This window comes from Kribbella soli, assembly GCF_004331345.1.
GTDB classification, from domain to species: domain Bacteria; phylum Actinomycetota; class Actinomycetes; order Propionibacteriales; family Kribbellaceae; genus Kribbella; species Kribbella soli.
Genome location: NZ_SJJZ01000002.1, coordinates 864,250 through 881,919, shown reverse-complemented (window position 1 = coordinate 881,919; position 17,670 = coordinate 864,250). Strand labels below are relative to the sequence as shown.

General features: G+C 68.7%; 20 protein-coding genes. 11 read left to right on the top strand and 9 right to left on the bottom strand.

Annotated elements, in window-relative coordinates:
- Window positions 1-4: 4 nt before the first annotated feature.
- The 7 genes from E0H45_RS18430 to E0H45_RS18400 all read left to right on the top strand — a co-directional run bounded on the left by E0H45_RS18430 (window position 5) and on the right by E0H45_RS18400 (window position 6,617).
- A complete protein-coding gene (locus E0H45_RS18430) occupies window positions 5-970 on the top strand; it encodes a carbohydrate ABC transporter permease (RefSeq protein WP_131338846.1) in 966 nt (321 codons plus the stop codon).
- Window positions 970-1,887, top strand: coding sequence for a carbohydrate ABC transporter permease (locus tag E0H45_RS18425; protein WP_131338844.1), 918 nt, complete (start codon window positions 970-972; stop codon window positions 1,885-1,887). The genes E0H45_RS18430 and E0H45_RS18425 overlap by 1 nt, the downstream gene beginning before the upstream one ends.
- Window positions 1,887-2,996, top strand: a complete 1,110-nt coding sequence (locus tag E0H45_RS18420) for a Gfo/Idh/MocA family protein (RefSeq protein WP_131338843.1) — start codon at window positions 1,887-1,889, stop codon at window positions 2,994-2,996. Before E0H45_RS18425 ends, E0H45_RS18420 begins: the two co-directional genes overlap by 1 nt.
- A 63-nt stretch (window positions 2,997-3,059) precedes the next feature.
- Entirely contained in the window at window positions 3,060-4,211 is a 1,152-nt protein-coding gene (locus E0H45_RS18415) for a CaiB/BaiF CoA transferase family protein (protein WP_238155077.1), read from the top strand.
- On the top strand, window positions 4,208-5,335 hold the full coding sequence (locus E0H45_RS18410) for an extracellular solute-binding protein (protein ID WP_131338839.1): 1,128 nt from the start codon (window positions 4,208-4,210) through the stop codon (window positions 5,333-5,335). Before E0H45_RS18415 ends, E0H45_RS18410 begins: the two co-directional genes overlap by 4 nt.
- On the top strand, window positions 5,332-5,787 hold the full coding sequence (locus E0H45_RS18405) for a MaoC family dehydratase (RefSeq protein WP_131338837.1): 456 nt from the start codon (window positions 5,332-5,334) through the stop codon (window positions 5,785-5,787). Before E0H45_RS18410 ends, E0H45_RS18405 begins: the two co-directional genes overlap by 4 nt.
- Window positions 5,784-6,617 (top strand): amidohydrolase family protein, encoded by an 834-nt coding sequence (locus tag E0H45_RS18400; protein WP_131338836.1) that lies wholly within the window; start codon window positions 5,784-5,786, stop codon window positions 6,615-6,617. Before E0H45_RS18405 ends, E0H45_RS18400 begins: the two co-directional genes overlap by 4 nt.
- On the opposite strand, the gene E0H45_RS18395 is transcribed toward E0H45_RS18400, so the two are convergent.
- Entirely contained in the window at window positions 6,601-7,080 is a 480-nt protein-coding gene (locus E0H45_RS18395; RefSeq protein WP_131338834.1) for a DUF6328 family protein, read from the bottom strand. The two genes, E0H45_RS18400 and E0H45_RS18395, sit on opposite strands and share 17 nt — an antisense overlap.
- A 110-nt stretch (window positions 7,081-7,190) precedes the next feature.
- Here E0H45_RS18395 and E0H45_RS18390 point away from each other — a divergent pair, with 110 nt between their 5' ends.
- On the top strand, window positions 7,191-8,372 hold the full coding sequence (locus E0H45_RS18390; RefSeq protein WP_202872384.1) for an MFS transporter: 1,182 nt from the start codon (window positions 7,191-7,193) through the stop codon (window positions 8,370-8,372).
- On the opposite strand, the gene E0H45_RS18385 is transcribed toward E0H45_RS18390, so the two are convergent.
- The 4 genes from E0H45_RS18385 to E0H45_RS18370 form a co-directional block, all read right to left on the bottom strand.
- On the bottom strand, window positions 8,282-9,154 hold the full coding sequence (locus E0H45_RS18385; RefSeq protein WP_131338832.1) for a helix-turn-helix domain-containing protein: 873 nt from the start codon (window positions 9,152-9,154) through the stop codon (window positions 8,282-8,284). The two genes, E0H45_RS18390 and E0H45_RS18385, sit on opposite strands and share 91 nt — an antisense overlap.
- A gap of 67 nt (window positions 9,155-9,221) precedes the next feature.
- Window positions 9,222-10,124, bottom strand: coding sequence for a pseudouridine-5'-phosphate glycosidase (locus E0H45_RS18380; protein WP_202872383.1), 903 nt, complete (start codon window positions 10,122-10,124; stop codon window positions 9,222-9,224).
- A complete protein-coding gene (locus tag E0H45_RS18375; protein ID WP_165546506.1) occupies window positions 10,117-11,013 on the bottom strand; it encodes a carbohydrate kinase family protein in 897 nt (298 codons plus the stop codon). The genes E0H45_RS18380 and E0H45_RS18375 overlap by 8 nt, the downstream gene beginning before the upstream one ends.
- Before the next feature lie 550 nt (window positions 11,014-11,563).
- Window positions 11,564-12,142 carry an RBBP9/YdeN family alpha/beta hydrolase gene (locus E0H45_RS18370; protein ID WP_131338828.1) on the bottom strand — a complete coding sequence of 193 codons (579 nt, stop codon included), beginning with the start codon at window positions 12,140-12,142 and terminating at the stop codon, window positions 11,564-11,566.
- Between the two features lie 123 nt (window positions 12,143-12,265).
- On the opposite strand from E0H45_RS18370, the gene E0H45_RS18365 reads away from it, so the two are divergent.
- Together E0H45_RS18365 and E0H45_RS18360 are read left to right on the top strand one after the other, a co-directional pair.
- Complete coding sequence (locus E0H45_RS18365) at window positions 12,266-12,712, top strand: Lrp/AsnC family transcriptional regulator (RefSeq protein ID WP_131338826.1); 447 nt, start codon at window positions 12,266-12,268, stop codon at window positions 12,710-12,712.
- A gap of 132 nt (window positions 12,713-12,844) precedes the next feature.
- Window positions 12,845-14,497 carry a DUF4091 domain-containing protein gene (locus tag E0H45_RS18360; RefSeq protein WP_131338824.1) on the top strand — a complete coding sequence of 551 codons (1,653 nt, stop codon included), beginning with the start codon at window positions 12,845-12,847 and terminating at the stop codon, window positions 14,495-14,497.
- 51 nt (window positions 14,498-14,548) lie between these two features.
- Here E0H45_RS18360 and E0H45_RS18355 read toward each other — a convergent pair whose 3' ends face one another.
- Window positions 14,549-15,154: a TetR/AcrR family transcriptional regulator gene (locus E0H45_RS18355; protein ID WP_131338822.1), complete on the bottom strand. Its 606-nt coding sequence runs from the start codon at window positions 15,152-15,154 to the stop codon at window positions 14,549-14,551.
- 145 nt (window positions 15,155-15,299) lie between these two features.
- On the opposite strand from E0H45_RS18355, the gene E0H45_RS18350 reads away from it, so the two are divergent.
- On the top strand, window positions 15,300-15,731 hold the full coding sequence (locus E0H45_RS18350; protein ID WP_131338820.1) for an LIC_13387 family protein: 432 nt from the start codon (window positions 15,300-15,302) through the stop codon (window positions 15,729-15,731).
- Here the strand turns inward: E0H45_RS18350 and E0H45_RS18345 are convergent.
- The 3 genes from E0H45_RS18345 to E0H45_RS18335 form a co-directional block, all read right to left on the bottom strand.
- Complete coding sequence (locus tag E0H45_RS18345) at window positions 15,712-16,293, bottom strand: carboxymuconolactone decarboxylase family protein (protein WP_131338818.1); 582 nt, start codon at window positions 16,291-16,293, stop codon at window positions 15,712-15,714. The two genes, E0H45_RS18350 and E0H45_RS18345, sit on opposite strands and share 20 nt — an antisense overlap.
- Window positions 16,283-16,609, bottom strand: coding sequence for a hypothetical protein (locus E0H45_RS18340; protein ID WP_131338817.1), 327 nt, complete (start codon window positions 16,607-16,609; stop codon window positions 16,283-16,285). Before E0H45_RS18340 ends, E0H45_RS18345 begins: the two co-directional genes overlap by 11 nt.
- Before the next feature lie 86 nt (window positions 16,610-16,695).
- A complete protein-coding gene (locus E0H45_RS18335; RefSeq protein ID WP_131338815.1) occupies window positions 16,696-17,622 on the bottom strand; it encodes a proline dehydrogenase family protein in 927 nt (308 codons plus the stop codon).
- Between the last annotated feature and the right edge of the window lie 48 nt (window positions 17,623-17,670).

Below are 17,670 nucleotides of genomic sequence, written 5' to 3'. Positions count from 1 at the left end.
CCGCATGACGACCGCGACGGTCGACAAGCGCAGTACGAGTGTGCCGGTGCCGAAGCCCCAGCGATCCCGGGCGAAGGCGTCCCGGTCGAGTGAGACGCGCGGCGCCTGGCTCTTGTTGTCGCCGTATGTCGTCCTGCTGCTCATCGGCGGCATCGTGCCGGTGGGCTACGCGATCAAGACCGCGCTGGAGAAGCCGCCGACACCGCTGGACCCGAGCACCGGGTTCGGCGGCGTCGCGAGCTTCAAGACGGTGTTCACCGACTACCGGTTCGTCGACACGTTCCAGAACGTGCTCGCGACGCTGGTGATCTGGCTGCCGATCATGATGGTCGGCATCGTCGGCCTCGCGCTGCTGATCCACGCCAGCCCCGGCCGGTTCGGTTCGGCGATGCGGTTCGTCTACTACATCCCCGGCGCACTGGCTGGCATCGCCAACTTCGTCCTGTGGGTGTACTTGCTCAACCCGGGGCAGTCGCCGATCGAGGGGTTCTGGCACGCGATCGGTGTCGACACGATCAAACAGGCGGTCGCCGCACCGGGTCAGCTGCCGTTCATCCTCACCGCGATGATGTTCTTCCAGGGCGTCGGATCCTGGATCGTCGTCGTCAACGGCGGGCTGAACGGCATCCCCGACGACATCTTCGAGGCGGCCGCCCTGGACGGCGCGAACGCGTGGCAGCTGGCCTGGCACGTCAAACTCCCGATCATCCGGCCGTGGATCGGGTACGCGGCCCTGATGAATCTCGCCTACGGGTTCCAGCTGTTCCTCGAGCCGCAGCTCCTCGACCAGGTGGCAAGCAACGCGCTGCCCGACCAGTGGACGCCGACGCAACTCGGGTACGCGTTTGCCTTCAGCAACTACAACTTCCCGGCCGCGGCGGCGATGTCGCTGATCCTGCTCGTGATCACCCTCGGCATCGGACTGCTGATCGTGTTCCGCAGCGGGCTCTTCGGCGAGGAGGACAACTGATGGCAGCGCACACCAGAGGTATTGAGAGCTGGAGCCCCGGCCGGCTGGCCAGGGTGGTGTCGATGCTGTTCGTCGCCGCGATCTTCCTGGTGCCGATCGCCGGTTTCGTCGCGATGGCGTTCCGCTCCAACGACGGCGTGGAGAACGGCAGCGGCGGGTTCCTCGGCCTCGGAGACATTGCCTGGAGCAACGTCCGGTACAGCTGGTCCCAGGTCAACGGGTTCGGCCCGGACGGCGGCCTGTTCACCCGCTGGATGACGAACTCGCTCATCGTCGCCGCGGGCGGCGCGATCCTCGCCGTCGTCGCGGCGCTGCCGGCCGGGTACGCGATGGCACGGCTGCGGTTCCGGGCCCGCCGGGCGGTGCTCCTGATCACCCTGGTCACCATGGTGATGCCGAACACCGTGCTGGTGATCCCGCTGTTCCTCGAGGTGAACGCGGTCGGTGCGGTCGGCCAGCTGTGGCCGGTCGCGCTGATCATGGGGTTCTTCCCCTTCGGCGTGTACCTGTCCTACATCCACTACCTCATCACGATGCCGAAGGAACTCGTCGAGGCGGCCCGCCTGGACGGGCTCGGGGAGGTGTCGGTGTTCTGGTGGATCGGGCTACGGATCTCCAAGCAGGTCGTCGTACTCGTCGCGTTCTTCGCCTTCGTCGCGAACTGGACGAACTTCTTCCTGCCGCTGGCGTTGCTGTCGTCGAACCAGAGGAACCAGACCGTGTCGATCGGTCTGCAGCAGCTGATCGGCGCGAGCCCGCTCTTCAACCCGACCGTCGCGGCAGGCCTGGACGTCAAGCTCTACATGCCGCAGCTGGCGCTGGCGACGTTCATCTCGATGCTGCCGCTGCTGGCGGTCTTCCTCGGCGCCCAGCGGTTCCTCATCCGCGGCGAGACGGTCGGGGCGGTGAAGGGCTGATGACCGGCCTTCCTCAGTTCGCACCGCCGGAGTTCGCGCCGCACCCCGGCTACACCCTCGCCCGGCCGGCGAACCCGTGCCCGATCGTGATTGTCGGCGCCGGCGGCATCGTCCGCGACGCCCACCTGCCCGCGTACAGCAAGGCCGGCTTCCCCGTCGCGAGCATCACCGACCTCCAGTTCGACCGGGCAGAGGCCCTCAAAGACAAGTACGGCATACCGACGGCGTACGACGATGTCGCTGCCGCCGTCGCAGCCGCACCGGACAACGCGGTGTACGACGTCGCCCTCCCGCCTGAGGCGCACGTCGACGTCCTCGAACAGCTGCCGGACGGAGCCGCCGTACTGCTCCAGAAACCCTTGGGCAACCATCTCGCCGAAGGCATCCGCACCCGCGAGGTCTGTCGCCGCAAGGGCCTCGTCGCCGCGGTCAACACCCAGCTGCGGTTCGCGCCGTACGTCGCCGTCGCGCGGCAGCTGATTGCCGACGGCATCATTGGCGAGCTCTACGACTTCGAGATCCGCGTCTCGGTCCGTACGCCGTGGGAGATGTTCCCGTATGTCCTCGAGCTCGACCGGCTCGAGATCAACATGCACAGCGTGCACTACCTCGACCTGGTCCGCTCGTTCCTGGGCGATCCGACGGGCGTGTCCGCGGTCACCGTCCGGCACCCGGAGAAGACCCACGCGAACAGCCGCTCCGACATCGCTCTGACGTACGGCGACCGACCGGTGCGGGTCGTGGTGTCGACGAATCACGATCACCGGTTCGGTGAACGGTACGAGGAGAGCTACATCAAGTGGGAGGGCACGAAGGGCGCCGTACGGGTGCAGCTCGGGCTGTTGCTCGACTACCCGCGCGGTGGGGAGGACCGGCTCGAACTCGTTACTGACGATCGCCTGGAGGAGGGCTGGCGTCCGGTGCCGTTCGAAGGCTCGTGGTTCCCCGACGCGTTCATCGGCTCGATGAGCGTCGTCCAGCGCTACCTGGGGGGCTCGATCCCTTCGCTGCCCACGTCGGTGGAGGACGTCTTCCGCACGATGGCGGTGGTCGAGGCGGCCTACACGTCCGCCGCGAGCGGTGGCGAGCCGCCGCCGTACGGCGCCTGAACCGGCTGAGCCGCCTGAATCACCGATGCACGATCTGAGAGGAACAACGATGGGAACCGAGTGGTGACGGAACTTCCCCTGTCCGGGGTCACCGTCCTCGACTTCAGCCAGTTCCTGGCCGGGCCGGTGGCGGCGTTGCGGCTGGCCGATCTGGGCGCGCGGGTGATCAAGATCGAGCGCCCCGGCAGCGGTGACGCCGGGCGACAACTGGCGTTCGCGGGCCGGATGGTCTCGGGCGACAGCATGTCGTTCCACGCGATGAACCGGAACAAGGAGAGCATCGTCGCCGACCTGAAGGACCCGGCCGACCTCAGCAAGGTGCGGGCGCTGGTCGCGGCGGCCGACGTGGTGGTCACGAACTTCCGTCCCGGCGTGATGGAACGGCTCGGCCTCGACTACGAGACGGTCCGCCGGATCAACCCCGGCATCGTCTACGGCAGCGTCAGCGGGTACGGCGACTCGGGCCCGTTCAAGGACCGGCCCGGACAGGATCTGCTCGCCCAGTCGATCGCCGGCCTGCCCTGGCTGAACGGTTCCCGCGACGATCCTCCGGTGCCGGTCGGACTGGCCGTGGCCGATCATCTCGCCAGCTGTCATCTGGCCCAGGGCATCACGGCGCTGCTGGTACGACGGTTCCGCACCGGCCGAGGCGGACACGCGCAGACCAGTCTGCTGGAAGCGCTGCTCGACCTCGAGTTCGAGCTGCTGACGACGCGGTTGAACGACCCGTCGATCGCCGTACGACGGAAGGGCAGCCGCTCGGCGCACGCGTTCCTGCCGGCGCCGTACGGCATCTATCCGACCAGCGACGGCTACCTCGCGATCGCGATGAATCCGGTCCCGACCATCGGCCGGTTGCTCGACCTGCCCGAGCTCGCGGCGATGACCGATCCGCAGTCGTGGTGGGATCGGCAGGAGGAGATCGAGGACCTGCTGTCGGAACGGCTCAGCACCCGGACCCGCGATGAATGGCTGGCCGTTCTCGACGCCGAGGACGTGTGGTGCGCGCCCGTTCTCACCCTGGACGAACTGGTCGCGCACGACGGCTTCCGGGCGATCGCGATGACGCAGCAGCTCCATCGGGACGGGCTCGAGCTGACCACGACGCGGAGCCCGATCAGGATCGACGGTGAGCGGCTGACCAACTCGCGGCCGGCGCCCCAGCTGGGCGAGCACGATCCGGTCGAACCGCACTCGGTGGAGGAGATCGCATGACGACGTTGCGTGGCATGACCTGGGAGCATCCGCGCGGGTACGACTGCCAGGTCGCGGCGGCGAAGGAGTACGCCCGTCGTACCGGTGTCGACGTGCAGTGGGAGTACCGCTCGCTCCAGGCCTTCGCCGACGAGCCGATCGCGGGGCTCGCGGCCCGGTACGACCTGCTCGTCATCGACCATCCGCACGTCCCGCTGGCGGCGGCCGACGGACTGCTAGCACCGCTGGACGGAGCCGGTCATGACGAAGCGCTAGCAGCGCTAACATCCGACGCCGTGGGCAACAGCCACGCTTCGTACGCCCACGACGGTCACCAGTACGGACTCGCCACCGACTCCGCCGCGCAGGTCGCCGTACATCGGCCGGATCTGCTCCCCACGCCGCCGACGGACTGGGACGGCGTACTCGAGCTGGCCCGCGACGGCAGGGTGCTCTGGCCCGCGAAGCCGATCGACGCGTACTCGACCCTGTGCACTCTCGCCGCCAACCGCGGTACGCCGGTGGCGGCCGCGCCGGGCCGCTTCCTCGCCGATGACGACGCGGGCGTCGTACTCGACCTGATGCATCGGCTCGCGGAACGGGTGCCCGCGTGGTGCCTCGCGGCCAATCCGATCGAGGTCGCCGAAGCACTGTCGGGGGACGAGCAATGGGCCTACGTCCCACTGGCGTACGGGTACACGAACTACTCGCGGCTCGGCTTCCGTTCCCATCGGCTCAAGTACGTCGACATCCCGGCCGGGCCACGTGGTGTCGCGGGGTCGCAGCTCGGGGGAGCCGGCATCGCGGTCTCGGCGTACACGCAGGAGCTCGACGCGGCCCGCGCGTACGCCATCTGGCTGGCCTCGCCAGAGGTCCAAACGGGGGTGTACTACGACGCGGGCGGCCAGCCCGGGTACGCCTCCTCGTGGGATGACGACCGTCTGAACGAGGACTCGTGGGACTTCTTCCGCGGGACCCGGCAGACGCTGGAAGGCGCGTGGGTGCGGCCGCGGACGGCGGGCTACATGGAGTTCCAGGACGTCGTCTCGCCGTGGGTCACCGCGGCCCTGCGCGGTGAGCTGACGGATGCCGAGCTGGTACGGCGCGCGAACGCGCTGGCCGAGCGACTGTTGGGACAGCGATGAAGGTCGCGGAGCGGTGGTTCGAGGAGTACGAGATCGGCGAGAGCCGCACGACCGTCGGGCGGACGATCACCGAGGCCGACATCGTGCTGCACGCCGGTCAGACCGGTGACTTCTTCCCGCACCACCTGGACGCCGAGTGGATGGCGACGCAGCCGGCCGGGCAGCGGATCGCCCACGGCACGCTGATCCTCTCGGTCGCCGTCGGGATGACCGCGGGCGACATCAATCCGCGGTCGATGTCGTACGGGTACGACAAGATCCGTTTCATCAAGCCGGTGTTCATCGGCGACACGATCACGGTCACCGCGGCCATCTCCGAGAAGTCGGACCACAAGCGGACGCCGGACACCCACGGTTATGTTCACGAGCAGGTCAGCGTGACCAACCAGCGCGCGGAGACCGTCCTCGTCCTCACCCATCTCTACCTGGTCGATAAGCGAGGTCCGCAATGATCATCGACGCCCATCAGCACGTGTGGGATCTGGACCGCTCGCCGTACCGGTGGCTCGGCCCGCACGTACCGCAGTGGAACCGCACCTTCACCTTCGAGGAACTCAAGCCGCACCTGGTGCGTAATGGCGTCGATGCGACCGTGCTGGTGCAGTCCGACGATCACGACGGCGATACCGACCTGATGCTCGAGGTGGCCGATCGCCATCCTGAGGTGGCGGCGATCGTGGCGTATGTCCCGCTCGACCGCCCCGGCGTCGCTGCGGAGCGTCTCGCGCAGTTGCGTAAGGATCCGCGCGTGGTCGGCATTCGCAACCTGATCCACGATCTCCCGGACCCGGACTGGATCCTGCGGCCGGACGTCGACGAAGGGCTCGGCGTACTCGAGCAGGCGGACGTGACGTTCGACTACGTCGCCGTACTCCCGCGGCATCTCGAACACGTCCCGACGCTGTCGGAACGGCACCCCGGACTGCGGATCGTGATCGACCACCTCGCCAAGCCACCGATCGGCGAGGCCGAGCGCGAGCCGTGGTGGAGCCTCATCGCGGCCGCAGCCGAGAACCCGCGCGTGTACGCGAAGCTCTCCGGCCTCTATCCCGAAACCTGGACCCGGGACTCGTTGCAGCCCTTCCTCGACCGGGCCTTGGAGGTCTTCGGTCCGGAGCGACTCATGTACGGCGGCGACTGGCCGATCTCCACCGCAGCGGGTGGATACGACCGAGTCTTCACCGGCCTGTCCGATGCGCTCTCCCACCTCTCGGACAGCGACCGCGAACACATCTACTCGACCACCGCCCGCGACTTCTACCGAATCAACCCTTGTGCCTGATGTACGCCGGGAGTGCGAGCCATAGCGTCACGAACCAGATCAGTACGCCGGCGACTGTCGCGATAGCGGCGGGGCGGGGGAGGACGACGTCGAGTGCGATCAGTACGCCGCCGCACATCGACACGATCAGGAGCGCCATACCGCCCCGCGCCAGGCGGTCCGTAGTGGTGACCAGGCGGTCACGCAAACCGTGGCGGTACAGCAGCCGGTGCACCGCGACCGGCGCCAGGAACAGCCCGACCGCTAACGCCGCCGCGACCAGCGTGCAGGCGTACACCGCATGCGTGAAACCGTCCGCGTTGTGGAACTGGTTCTGAAACGCGATTCCGAGCAAGAAGGCGAAGAGGATCTGCGTCCCGGTCTGCACGAGCCGCAGCTCTTGCAGCAGCTCGTTCCAGTGCCGATCGAGGCGTTCCCCGGAGCTCTCGTCATCACGCTCGTACGCCCCCTGGTCGGAGCTCATCAGCCAGCCTTCCGTCGTACGTCGTCCTCCGGGTACCCATCGGGTGTTCTGATCAAGCGTTCGCGACGGGAGATCAACCGCGGGGAAGCGGCGGACGGGAGGCTTGGGATGTGACTTCTACGCGTGAATCTTCCAGCCTCGACACCAGCCCAGCACGGCCCGGGGCGCGGTCCGGGCTGGTGTCGTTGCTCGCCCTCGATCTGGGGATCTGCCTGCTGGTGGCGAGCGAGTTCCTGCCGGCCAGCGTGCTGCCGCGGATGGCCGCCGACCTCGGCGTCTCCGAAGGGACCGCCGGGTTGGCTGTCGCCGCCACTGCGATCGCCGGTGCTGTGACGGCGCCGTCGATCGCGGTGGTCCTGCCGCGCGCGGATCGGCGGCTCGTACTGATCGGACTGCTCGCGGTGGCCGCGGTGTCCGATCTGGCGGTGGCGCTGTCGCCCGGGTTCGCGGTCGTGCTGCTGAGTCGCCTGATCCTCGGCGTCGCGATCGCGGGTTACTGGTCGTTCGCGTTCGGCGCTGGTGTGCACGCCCTTCCGGGGCGCGAGCGGTTGGTGTCGACGAGCCTGTCGGTCGGGGTGAGTGTCGCGACGATCGTCGCCGTGCCGCTCGCGTCCATCGGCGCCGACACCGCCGGGTGGCGCGTGGTCTTCGGGGCGGCGGCCGCTTTGACCGTGCTGAGCCTGCTGTTCCTGCTCCTGGTGTTCCCGCCGGCTCCGGCGCACCCGGCGGCGGGACTCGCCATGATGCGGAGCGCGCTGCGCAATCCGCTGCTGATCGCGGGCCTGGTCATGATCGTGTTCGCCGCACTGGGAAACTTCGTCGCCTACCCGTACATCCGGCTGGCGATCATGCGCGTGGCACCGGACGGCTCCGCCTGGATGCTGCTCGTCTGGGGACTGGGCGGACTGGTGGGCAATGTCGCGGCCGGCGCCTTGGCGTCACGGTTGCGCGTCGCTGCCGCCGCGGCGCCGCTGTTGCTATCTGCGGGGCTTGCCGTGACCGGTTATGCCGTCGGCGTCCCGATGCTCGTTGCCGGCGTGATCGTCTGGGGACTCGCGTTCAGCATGATGCCGGTCGTGACGCAGCTGTGGGTCGCTGGTGCCGAACGCGACCACACCGAGTCGGCCATGGGCCTGCAGGTGACAGCTTTCCAAGCGGCGATCACCGTCGGATCAGCCGTCGGTGGCGCGTTCGTGGACGGTCACGGCGTCGCCGCGACGCTCGTGCTCGGCGCGGTCTGCGCGGTCGTCAGCGGGATCGGATTCGCGGTGCTGCGCAATCCCGGCTCCTGAAGGGTGTTGGCCCTCCACGACTGCGGTGACAGTCCATGGTCGGCCGCGAACGCCCGGCTGAAGGCCGCGATCGAGCCGTAGCCGCAGCGGGACGCGACGGCCTCGACCGGGAGGCTGAGGTCGGACAGCAGTTTCCGGGCCGCGCCCATGCGGACCTCCCGCAGCATCCGGACCGGGCTCCGACCGACAGCCTTCTGGAAACGGGCGCTGAGCGCGGACCGGGACAGGTGCACCAGGCTCGCCAGCGACTCGACGCTCCACTTGTTCGCCGGGTCTGCGATCACCGCTTCGAGCACGCGAGTCACCAGCGGGTCGAACGTCTGCGTGTCGGAACCCTGGTCCGCCAGCCAGGAGTCCGTCATCGCAGCACCGACGAGATTGCCGTACCCGTCCGCAAACACGGAGGCACGGCAGGCGCCGTCGAGCGGGCAGCCCCGGACCAGCTCGGCGACGCCCGCGTGCCGTGCCGCGAATCCGCGAATCACCATCGGGCTCGGGACCGGGTACGCCGCGACAGCGACCCGGAGGTCCGCGACCGCAAGCTCCGCGCGAGCATCTGTGGTCACTGCGAAGCCGGTGCGTGAATCGAGCCAGGCCGCGTCGCCAGGCACAAGCTGCGTAGTGCCGGCGGCTGTCCCGAGGTTCGCCGTACCGCTGAGCACCAGGAACCACAGCGGTCCTGGCGCGTTCAGTGACGCCGTACCGACGAGGAGCCGATGGGTCAGTTCGCTCAGGTCGAATCGGGCGGTCGTGGGCCGGTCACGAAGGTCAGATTGGGGCACAAACGGAAAACAGCCCTGGTCGCCCGGCGTATTCCCCGGGCGTCCGGCGAATCGGTGAGCTGATCTACTACAGGACCTCTTGAGCAAGTGCGACGGCGATCCGGGCCGCGACGCCGGCGTTGTTCCGGGCCAGTGCGAGGTTGGCCGGGATGCTCTGCCCGTCCGTCTCCTTCTCGATCCTCGCGAGCACGTACGGCGTGACGGCGGGACCCACGACCCCTTCCTGTGCGCTCGCCTCCAAGGCAGCCGTGAGTACGGCGTCGATGCGCGCCGCCGGGATCTCGTCGTCGACGGGAATCGGTACCGTCAGCAGGACGCCGGTCGCCGGCCTCGCCCGGAAACGGAGAACGTCGCAGACCACTCGCTCGTCGTCGACGCGGTGCGGGACCGGCAAGCCACTCGATCGCGTGTAGAAGGCCGGGAACCAGTCGTGCTGCCAGCCCAGGACCGGTACGCCGGCGGTCTCGAGATACTCGAGTGTTCGCGGCAGGTCGAGGAACGCCTTGGCGCCGGCGCAGACGGTGATGACCGGGTGGTTGGCGATCGCGTCGAGATCGGCGGAGACGTCGAGTTCTGATCCGCGGTGGACACCGCCGATGCCGCCGGTCGCGAACACGGAGATGCCGGCGGCGTGTGCCAACGACACCGTCGCCGAGACGGTGGTGACGCCGACGTCCCATCCCTGTGCCTGCGCTACTGCGAGATCGCGTTCGGCGACCTTGCGGGTGCCCAGCAGCACCCGCTTCTCTTCGTCCGGCGAGAGACCGAGTTGGGCCCTGCCGTCGAGGATCGCAGCCACGGCCGGCACCGCACCGTGGTCTCGTACTGCCTGTTTGCAGAGTTCGAGCGCATCGGCGTTCGCCGGGGCGGGCAGTCCGAGGTTGGAGAAGATCGTCGACTCGAGAGCGACGACCGCGCGGTGCTCGGCCAGAGCTTGGGCCACGTCGTCGGACAGGATGGGCTCAATCACACGCGGTTCCGTTCTCGTCGGCGGTCATGGACAGCGTGGCACCGGGCTCGCCGAGAACCCGTCTGGCAAGGGTATGGCCGGCGTTGACCGCTTCGACGGCGTCGGCGTCCTCGAGTACGGCGGACAGGAAGCCCGCCGCGAACGCATCGCCCGCACCGGTCGTGTCACGTACCTCGTCGACCGGCGGCACCGGGACAGTCGCTGACCCGTTGTCGCCGGCATGGATCTCGGTGGGCTCGACGCCGTTCTTGACCACAACCGTCGTACCGGAACCGGCGAGGTCGCGCAGGGCGCCGACGTCGGCCTCGATACCGTTTGCGAAGACGTACGTCGGTTGCAGCGTTCGGATCAGGTCGCGGAACGGCGCGGGACCGATCGAGTCGATGAGTGCGATCGAGGACGCGTCGATGGTGAGGATCGCACCTTCGGCCCGGGCGATGTCCGAGGCGCGGCGGAGGACGGACAACGACGGCCCGACGAGGGAGTACGCCGACAGGTGAACGACCCCCGCGCCGGACAACCAGAGGTCCGGTACGTCGGCCAACTCGGCCGCGGCGGCCCGATCTGGGTACATCGTGCGTTCCCCGGACGCGTCCACGATGATGACGATGGTGCCGGTCCGCCCTTGCCGCTGGACCCTCGCGTCAACCCCGGCCGCGGCCAGGTCTCGCACCAGAGCCGCGCCGACGGCGTCGTCCCCGACCCGCCCGACGAACCGCACCGAGGTTCCGAGGCGGCCGGCGAAGGCGGCGACGTTGGCCGCCGCGCCGCCGCGGGTCCGGCAGATCCACGCCGGGTTGTCGGTCCCGGACCGCGTCGCACCCGCCGCCCAGACCACCACGTCCTCGACGAGGTCGCCAACACACACGAGCGTACGGCGATCCCACACACCCACCACCTCCCGCACCACCTCCCGCACGACCTGAGCCGACGCTACGAGACCCCACCGGCCCCACGCGACCCCCGCGGCATGTCGAACCCGCAGGCCGCTGGCCCACTCGGCGGACGATGACCGGGGTCTCCGGGCCGGGCTACGACGTGGACGTGCGACTCCAGCCCCGGCTACCTCAGCGGCTCTTACGGCGCACGTATGGGTGGACTGAGCCGGGAGTCACCGGATGGCCGGCCCTCGGCGCACGGGACTGGATATCCCCTCGTGTTGGGGGTTCTCCCCTCTAGTACCAGCAGAGAACCCCCAACACGAGGGGATAACCGCTCTTCTGCCAGGTGCGTGGGCGGCTGCCTGTCGGCAACCGCCCTTGGGCTTTCGTCCGGCGATGCCCCGGCGGGCGAAGGGTGGCGGGCTCGTGGGTGGGCACGGGCGATGGCGGGTGGGGATACGGCGCGGTGGGTGGGGACAGGGCGTGGTGGGTGGGATAGGACGTGGTGGGGGCTGGGCTGGGGATGTCGGGGCTTGGGCCTTCAGGGGTTGGCTCGGGTCACGGGGTGTGGGCGCCATCACCGTGCATCGGACCGGAGAGGGCCAGGAGCTCGTCGAGCAGGTCTCGGCCGGTCGGCCAGTCGGCGAGATTGCTGGCGGAGTTGAGGTGGCCGGCGCCGTCCACCAGGTGACAATCTGCCTTCCAGGCAGCGGCGAAGGTGGTTGCCCGCGCCGCGGTGCAGTACGGGTCGTCCGTGCTGGCCACCAGCAGCGAGGGGCAGGGGAGTGGTTGCGTCGGGACGGCCTGGAAGGTTCCGGCGCGTTCAGACGGGAATGTGGGGAGTTGAGTGTCCGGAGGCGCTACGAGCAGCGCAGCTGTGGCGGACCCTCCCGCGGCGAGCCACGCGGCTGCGGCCCAGCAACCCAGGCTGTGAGCCACCAGCACCACGTCATCGTCGCGGCCGCGAGCGTCGTCGTACGCACGCTGGACCGCGGTGACCCAGTCGTCCAGTTCGGGCTCGCTCCACGAGGCCGGAACGATCCGAACGGCGCGGTCGCCCCAGGCCTGTTCCCATCGGCTTTGCCAGTGCGCACCATCGGAGCCGTCGATGCCCGGAAGGATGACGAACGCTGTCACTGCAGACCTCGCTTTCACTTGCGCAACCCACGACCGTGGGAGGCTTGAGGCTCTGAGTCTGATCGAATCAACAGACCCGCGACGGCGTGGCAAGTGATCACAAGGACATTGGCGGCGACAACCATGGAATCACTCGACGAGATCGACCGGCGGATCCTCGCCCTGCTCCAGACCGAGGGCCGGCTGACCGGCGCCGAGCTCGGCCGCCGGGTCGGGCTGTCCCAGCCGGCCGCGAGCGCGCGGGTGCAGCGGCTCGAGAAGACCGGCGTCATCACGGGGTACCGAGCGATCGTCGACCCGGCCAAGCTCGGGCTCGGCATCACCGCCCACATCCGCCTGCGGACCTCGCACGCGCAACTCGAACAGGCCCTCGCGCTGGCCTCGCGGACCCCTGACATCACCTCGATCCGTCGGGTCACGGGTGAGGACTGCCTGCTCTGCGACGTTCATTGCTCCGACGCGCGCCGCCTCGAGACCATCATCGACAGCCTCGCCCGCTTCGGCCCGGTGACCACCGCTCTCGTCCTGCACGACTACTCGGCACGCGCCTTGACCCCGGCCCCGTCGTGAGCCCGGCCGTGGGATGACGGTTGTGCATTGATGCGCGAATCTGCATCATAGATTCCACTATCACGCAGACGTGTGGGATGGCCCAGCTGCCGTTGCGGCGGCCTTCGAACCTGTCGGAAGGAGTGGTCCGAAGTGACCGCCAAGTGGGAGTTCGTGCTCTGCGATGCACTCGTGAAGGTGCACCCGGTGCGGGACCCGCGCCCCGTGTCCGCCGAAACCCGGTTCCAGGCCTTCCTCGGTGAACCGGCGTCGTTCCAGCTCGCGTATCGCCCTCCGCTCGAGTCGAAGTTCCGCGACGCGCGCCCGCTGCAGGTGCGGGTCGAGGGTGCAGCGGCCGACTTGGTCGCCGCCTCGAGTGTCGACCTCGTGCCTTGCACCTTCGTCGCTCTTCCGGGGCATGACGACGGCTACGAGTTCGACGAGCCCGGCCTGTATCCGGATGTGCTGCGCCCCGTGCCGAACGGCGAAGCGCCGGTGCGGTTCGGTAGTTGGGGTGCGCTGTGGTTCGACGTCACCACGACCGATCCGGCCCGCGCCGGCGTACACGAACTCACGATCGTGGTGAGCGCGCCCGACGGTTCCGAGCTGCATCGGGCGCCGGTCGCGGTCGAGATCACCGGGATCGAGTTGCCGCCGCTCGACATCGTGTCGAGCCACTGGATGCATCTCGACTCGCTCGCGGACCACTACGGCGTCGAGGTGTTCAGCGAAGAGCACTGGACCATCGTGGAGCGCTTCATGGCGTCCGCGGTGGAGATGGGTGCGACGTCGTTGCTCGCGCCGGTTTGGACGCCGCCGCTCGACACCGCGGTCGGTACGTACCGCACCGTGGTGCAGCTGGTCGACATCACGGCGACCGACGAGGGGTACGAGTTCGGGTTCGATCGGCTGCGGCGCTGGCTCGACGTATGCCGACGTACCGGGATCACCGGGGTCGAGGTCGCGCATCTGTTCACCCAGTGGGGCGCGAAGGCCACGCCCGGCATCGTGGTCGGCGAGGAGCGCGCCTTCGGGTGGGACGTGCCCGCGACCGACGTACGGTACCGGGAGTTGATGGAAGCGCTGCTGCCGGCGCTGCAGGCGGTACTCGACGAGGAATGGGACCGCGAGCACGTCGTCTTCCACATCTCGGACGAGCCGTCCGGGGAGGACGGGCTCGCGAGCTACCTCGCCGCGAAGGCTGTCGTCGCCGATCTCCTGAAGGGCTGGACGGTCGTCGACGCCCTGAGTGAGCACTCCTTCTACACGTCGGGTGCTGTCGAGGTTCCCGTGGTCGCGACCGATCATGTGGAGCCGTTCCTGGCCGAGCGGCCGGAACATCTGTGGGTGTACTACTGCGTCAGCCAGGATCGCGATGTCGCCAACCGGTTCATCGGGATGCCGTCGGCGCGGAACCGTGCGATCGGGCACCAGCTGTTCGCGTCCGGTGTGAACGGGTTCCTGCACTGGGGATTCAACTTCTGGTACACGCAGTACTCGATCCGGCGGGTGGATCCGTTCGCGGACACCTCGGCCGGCGGCGCGTTCCCGTCCGGTGACCCCTTCGCCGTTTACCCCGGCCCGGACGGCACGCCCTGGCCGTCCCTCCGCCACCGCGTCTTCGCGCAGGCAATGTGGGACCACCGCGCCCTCCAGGCAGTACGCGCGACCCACGGCCACGCCGCAGCCCTGGACCTCATCGACCCCGACCGAACCCTCCGCTTCAACCACCCGGTACTCGACCCGAACCACTACTACCAATCCCGCCAACGCATCACCAACGCACTGACACCTCCTGCGGGCTAGAGGTCCGGGGGAGTCCGGCACGTCGAGTTGCCGCAGGCACCGAAGGGCTGATCAAGACGGGTTCGGCAGGCCGAGTACGCCGCGTACGGCGCGGGCGGTGAGGGCCACGTCGTGTGGTGGACCGCCGACCGCGGCCGTGACGCCTTCGAGGGCGCCCAGGTACGCCGACGCGAGGGCCCGGGGCGGTGGTCCGGGCGGGATGCTGCCGACCCGTCGGCCCCTCGTGATGACCTTCGCCACGGTGGCCTTCAACGGTTCCATGAGTTCGGTCAGGGCGTGCGCCACGGCATGGTCCCGGCCGGCGAACTCCACCCGCAAGCTCATCAGCACGGCAGCGACATCCTTCCGGCAGTACCTGGCGTGCGCCTGCGCGGTCCACACCAACCGCTCGGCCGGATCCGCGATCGCCTCCGCGGGCTCGCCGACCTCGGCGCGCCAGGTGCGGCTGACCCAGTCGATCACGGCCAGCGCGAGCTCCTCCTTACCGGCGAACAGGTGATAGAGCGCTCCCCGGGTGTAGCCGGCGTCCCGGGCGATGTCGTCGAGACGAACGTTCCCGTACCCGTACGTCGAGAACCCGCGAGCCGCCGACTCGAGCAGCTTGTTCCGCGTGACCTCGATCCGCTCGGCCTGCGTACGGCGTACTGGTTTCGGCATCTCTTCCTCTCGACGGTCCACGCCCATCATACATACAGGCATGTATGTATGTGTGACCGAGCTCGCGTTGCCGGGACGATTCGCGCAGGCGTAATTTCCTGAACATGAACGAAGAACAGGAAACATCAACCGAGCTGAGGACGCGATGAACCTGACAGCGTTTCGAGTGGGAGCGGTGGCCTGGGGGTTCACCGGACTCGGCCACGACATCCTGGAGTTCGTCCTACCTGGCGACCCGGAGCTGGCCGCGACGATGCGCGCCTCGACCATCGACGTCGGACCGTTGCAGCTCAACGCGGAGTCGCTGAGCCGAGGTGTGAGTGTGGCGATGGGGCTGGCGATGATCGTCGTCGGAGCGCTGCTCTGGATGATCGCCGACGTACTGCGGAACGACCCGGACCGGCTGCGTCCGTTCGGGATCATCGCCCTGGTCGCGACTGTCCTCGCGCTCGGCCTCGCCGTGCTGTGGGTGCCCGGTCCGCCGCTCGTGACGTTCTCGGTGGCGACCGTCGCGTTCGTTGCCGCCTTCCTGCTGAAGAAGCCGCTACCTGCGTCAGCTAGCGGTAGCCGCGTTTGAGGAGGTACTTCGCTCCTGCTTCATAGCCTTTCGGGGTGAGGAGCTCGAAGCCGAAGGCGTCCGCGAGGCGGCTGGTCGTGTTGAACGCGGTGCACACCGCGAGCGCGTCCTTGACCTGCTGGGGTGAGACGCCGGCGGCCAGGACCTCGCGCAGGTCGTCGGCGTCGACGTGTCCGTCGCGGATCAGCTTGCCGAGCATGCGCAGCGTTGCCCGGAGCGGCTCATCGATCGACGCCGATTCCAGGTCGTCCAGGACCGCCGCCACCCGCGGACCGTCCTGGTAGGCGAGGCTTGCGGTCGCGGTATGGGCGCCGACACAGAACGCAGACTGGTTCAGCTTGGACACGTAGGCCGCCATGAGTTCGCGGTCGCCGACGGACCAGTCGGACGGCCCGCGCAGTGCCTCGTGGGTGAACTCCTTGGCCGGGTTGCCGTAGAAGTCAGACCTGTAGAAGGTCAGTTTGGCGGCGTCAGGGAGCGGCTGCCCGGAGAACAGCCGGATGAGCGCGAACATCAGCTTCGTTCCAGGCCGGTAGCCGTGGTTGAGGATGTCAAGATGCATGGCCTGGCGCCTCCTCGGAGATCGCTTCGGCCAGCGCCGCCAGTCCGGCTTCATACAACCGGGTCGATTGACCGACCGCGGCGCAGATCACCAACTCGAACACCTCGTCCTCGGTGCAACCCGCTACCGCCAGGTCCGCCTCGCCGATGCGTACCGGCGTACGAGTGACCTTGCCTATCAGCGTGCTCAACGGTGGGGCGAGGCCCTCGTTGTTGAACGCCCGCGAGCGCTGCTCGGCAGATGCTCTGCCGTCGCCGGTCAGGATCCGATCCACCAGCGCGCGGTGCGCTGCTCGTTTCGCGTCGTCTTCCAGCACGTGCCGTCACCTCCTCGGCGGACTCGGCTGTCCGCCTTCAGATGTATGACGATCAGCGCAGCACGAAATGCGACAGGTCGCCAGCGCTACTTCGTGACGAGCGAGCGGAGCAGGAAGCCGACGTTGGCGGGGCGTTCGGCCAGGCGGCGCATGAAATACCCGTACCAGTCGTCGCCGTACGGAACGTAGATGCGCACCCGGGAACCCTGCGAGCGCAACTGCTCCTGGGCGCTCGGCCGGATGCCGTAGAGCATCTGGAACTCGAAGTCGTCCTGGCCCTTCCCGTGCTGGGTTGCGAGCGCCTGGGCGATGGCGATCATGCGCGGGTCGTGACTGGCGATCATCGGGTAGCCGAGTCCGCCCATCAGAATGCCGAGGCAGCGGGCATACGCGCGGTCGACGTCGCTCTTCGCGGGGTGGGCGACCGACTTCGGCTCGGCGTACGCGCCCTTGACCAGGCGGACCCGGGACCCGGTGGTGGCGAGGTCGCGGCAGTCGGCCTCGGTGCGGTACAGCATCGCCTGCAGCGCGACGCCGACCCATGGGTGGTCCTTGCGTAGCTCGGCCAGGATGCTGAGCGTGGAGTCGACCGTGGTGTGGTCCTCCATGTCGAGGGTGACGGTCATGCCGGCTTCCGCGGCCGCGGCGCAGATCGCGTGCGCGTTCTCGGCGGCGAGCGCCTCGCCGTCGCCGGGCAGCGCCTGACCCATCGCGGAGAGCTTGAGCGATGCCTCGGACCTGGTCGCGAGCCCCTGGTCGGCCAGCAGTTCGATCAGCGTGAGGTACGCGTCCCGGGTGGCCTCGGCCTGCGCGCGGTCGAGCGTGTCCTCGCCCAGGTGGTCGAGGGTCACAGCGAAGCCGCCGGAGGCCAGTCGGCGGGTGGTATCGACGGCGGCGTACACGTCGTCGCCGGCGATGAAGCGCGTGACGACCTTGCGCGTCACCGGGGACTTGGTGACGACGGCCCGGACACGACGGCTGCGGGATGCGGCGAGCAGAGCGGTTCCAAGCACGGCGGACTCCTCCTGGTCAGGATGTGAGTGCACTGTAAGGACCGGTAC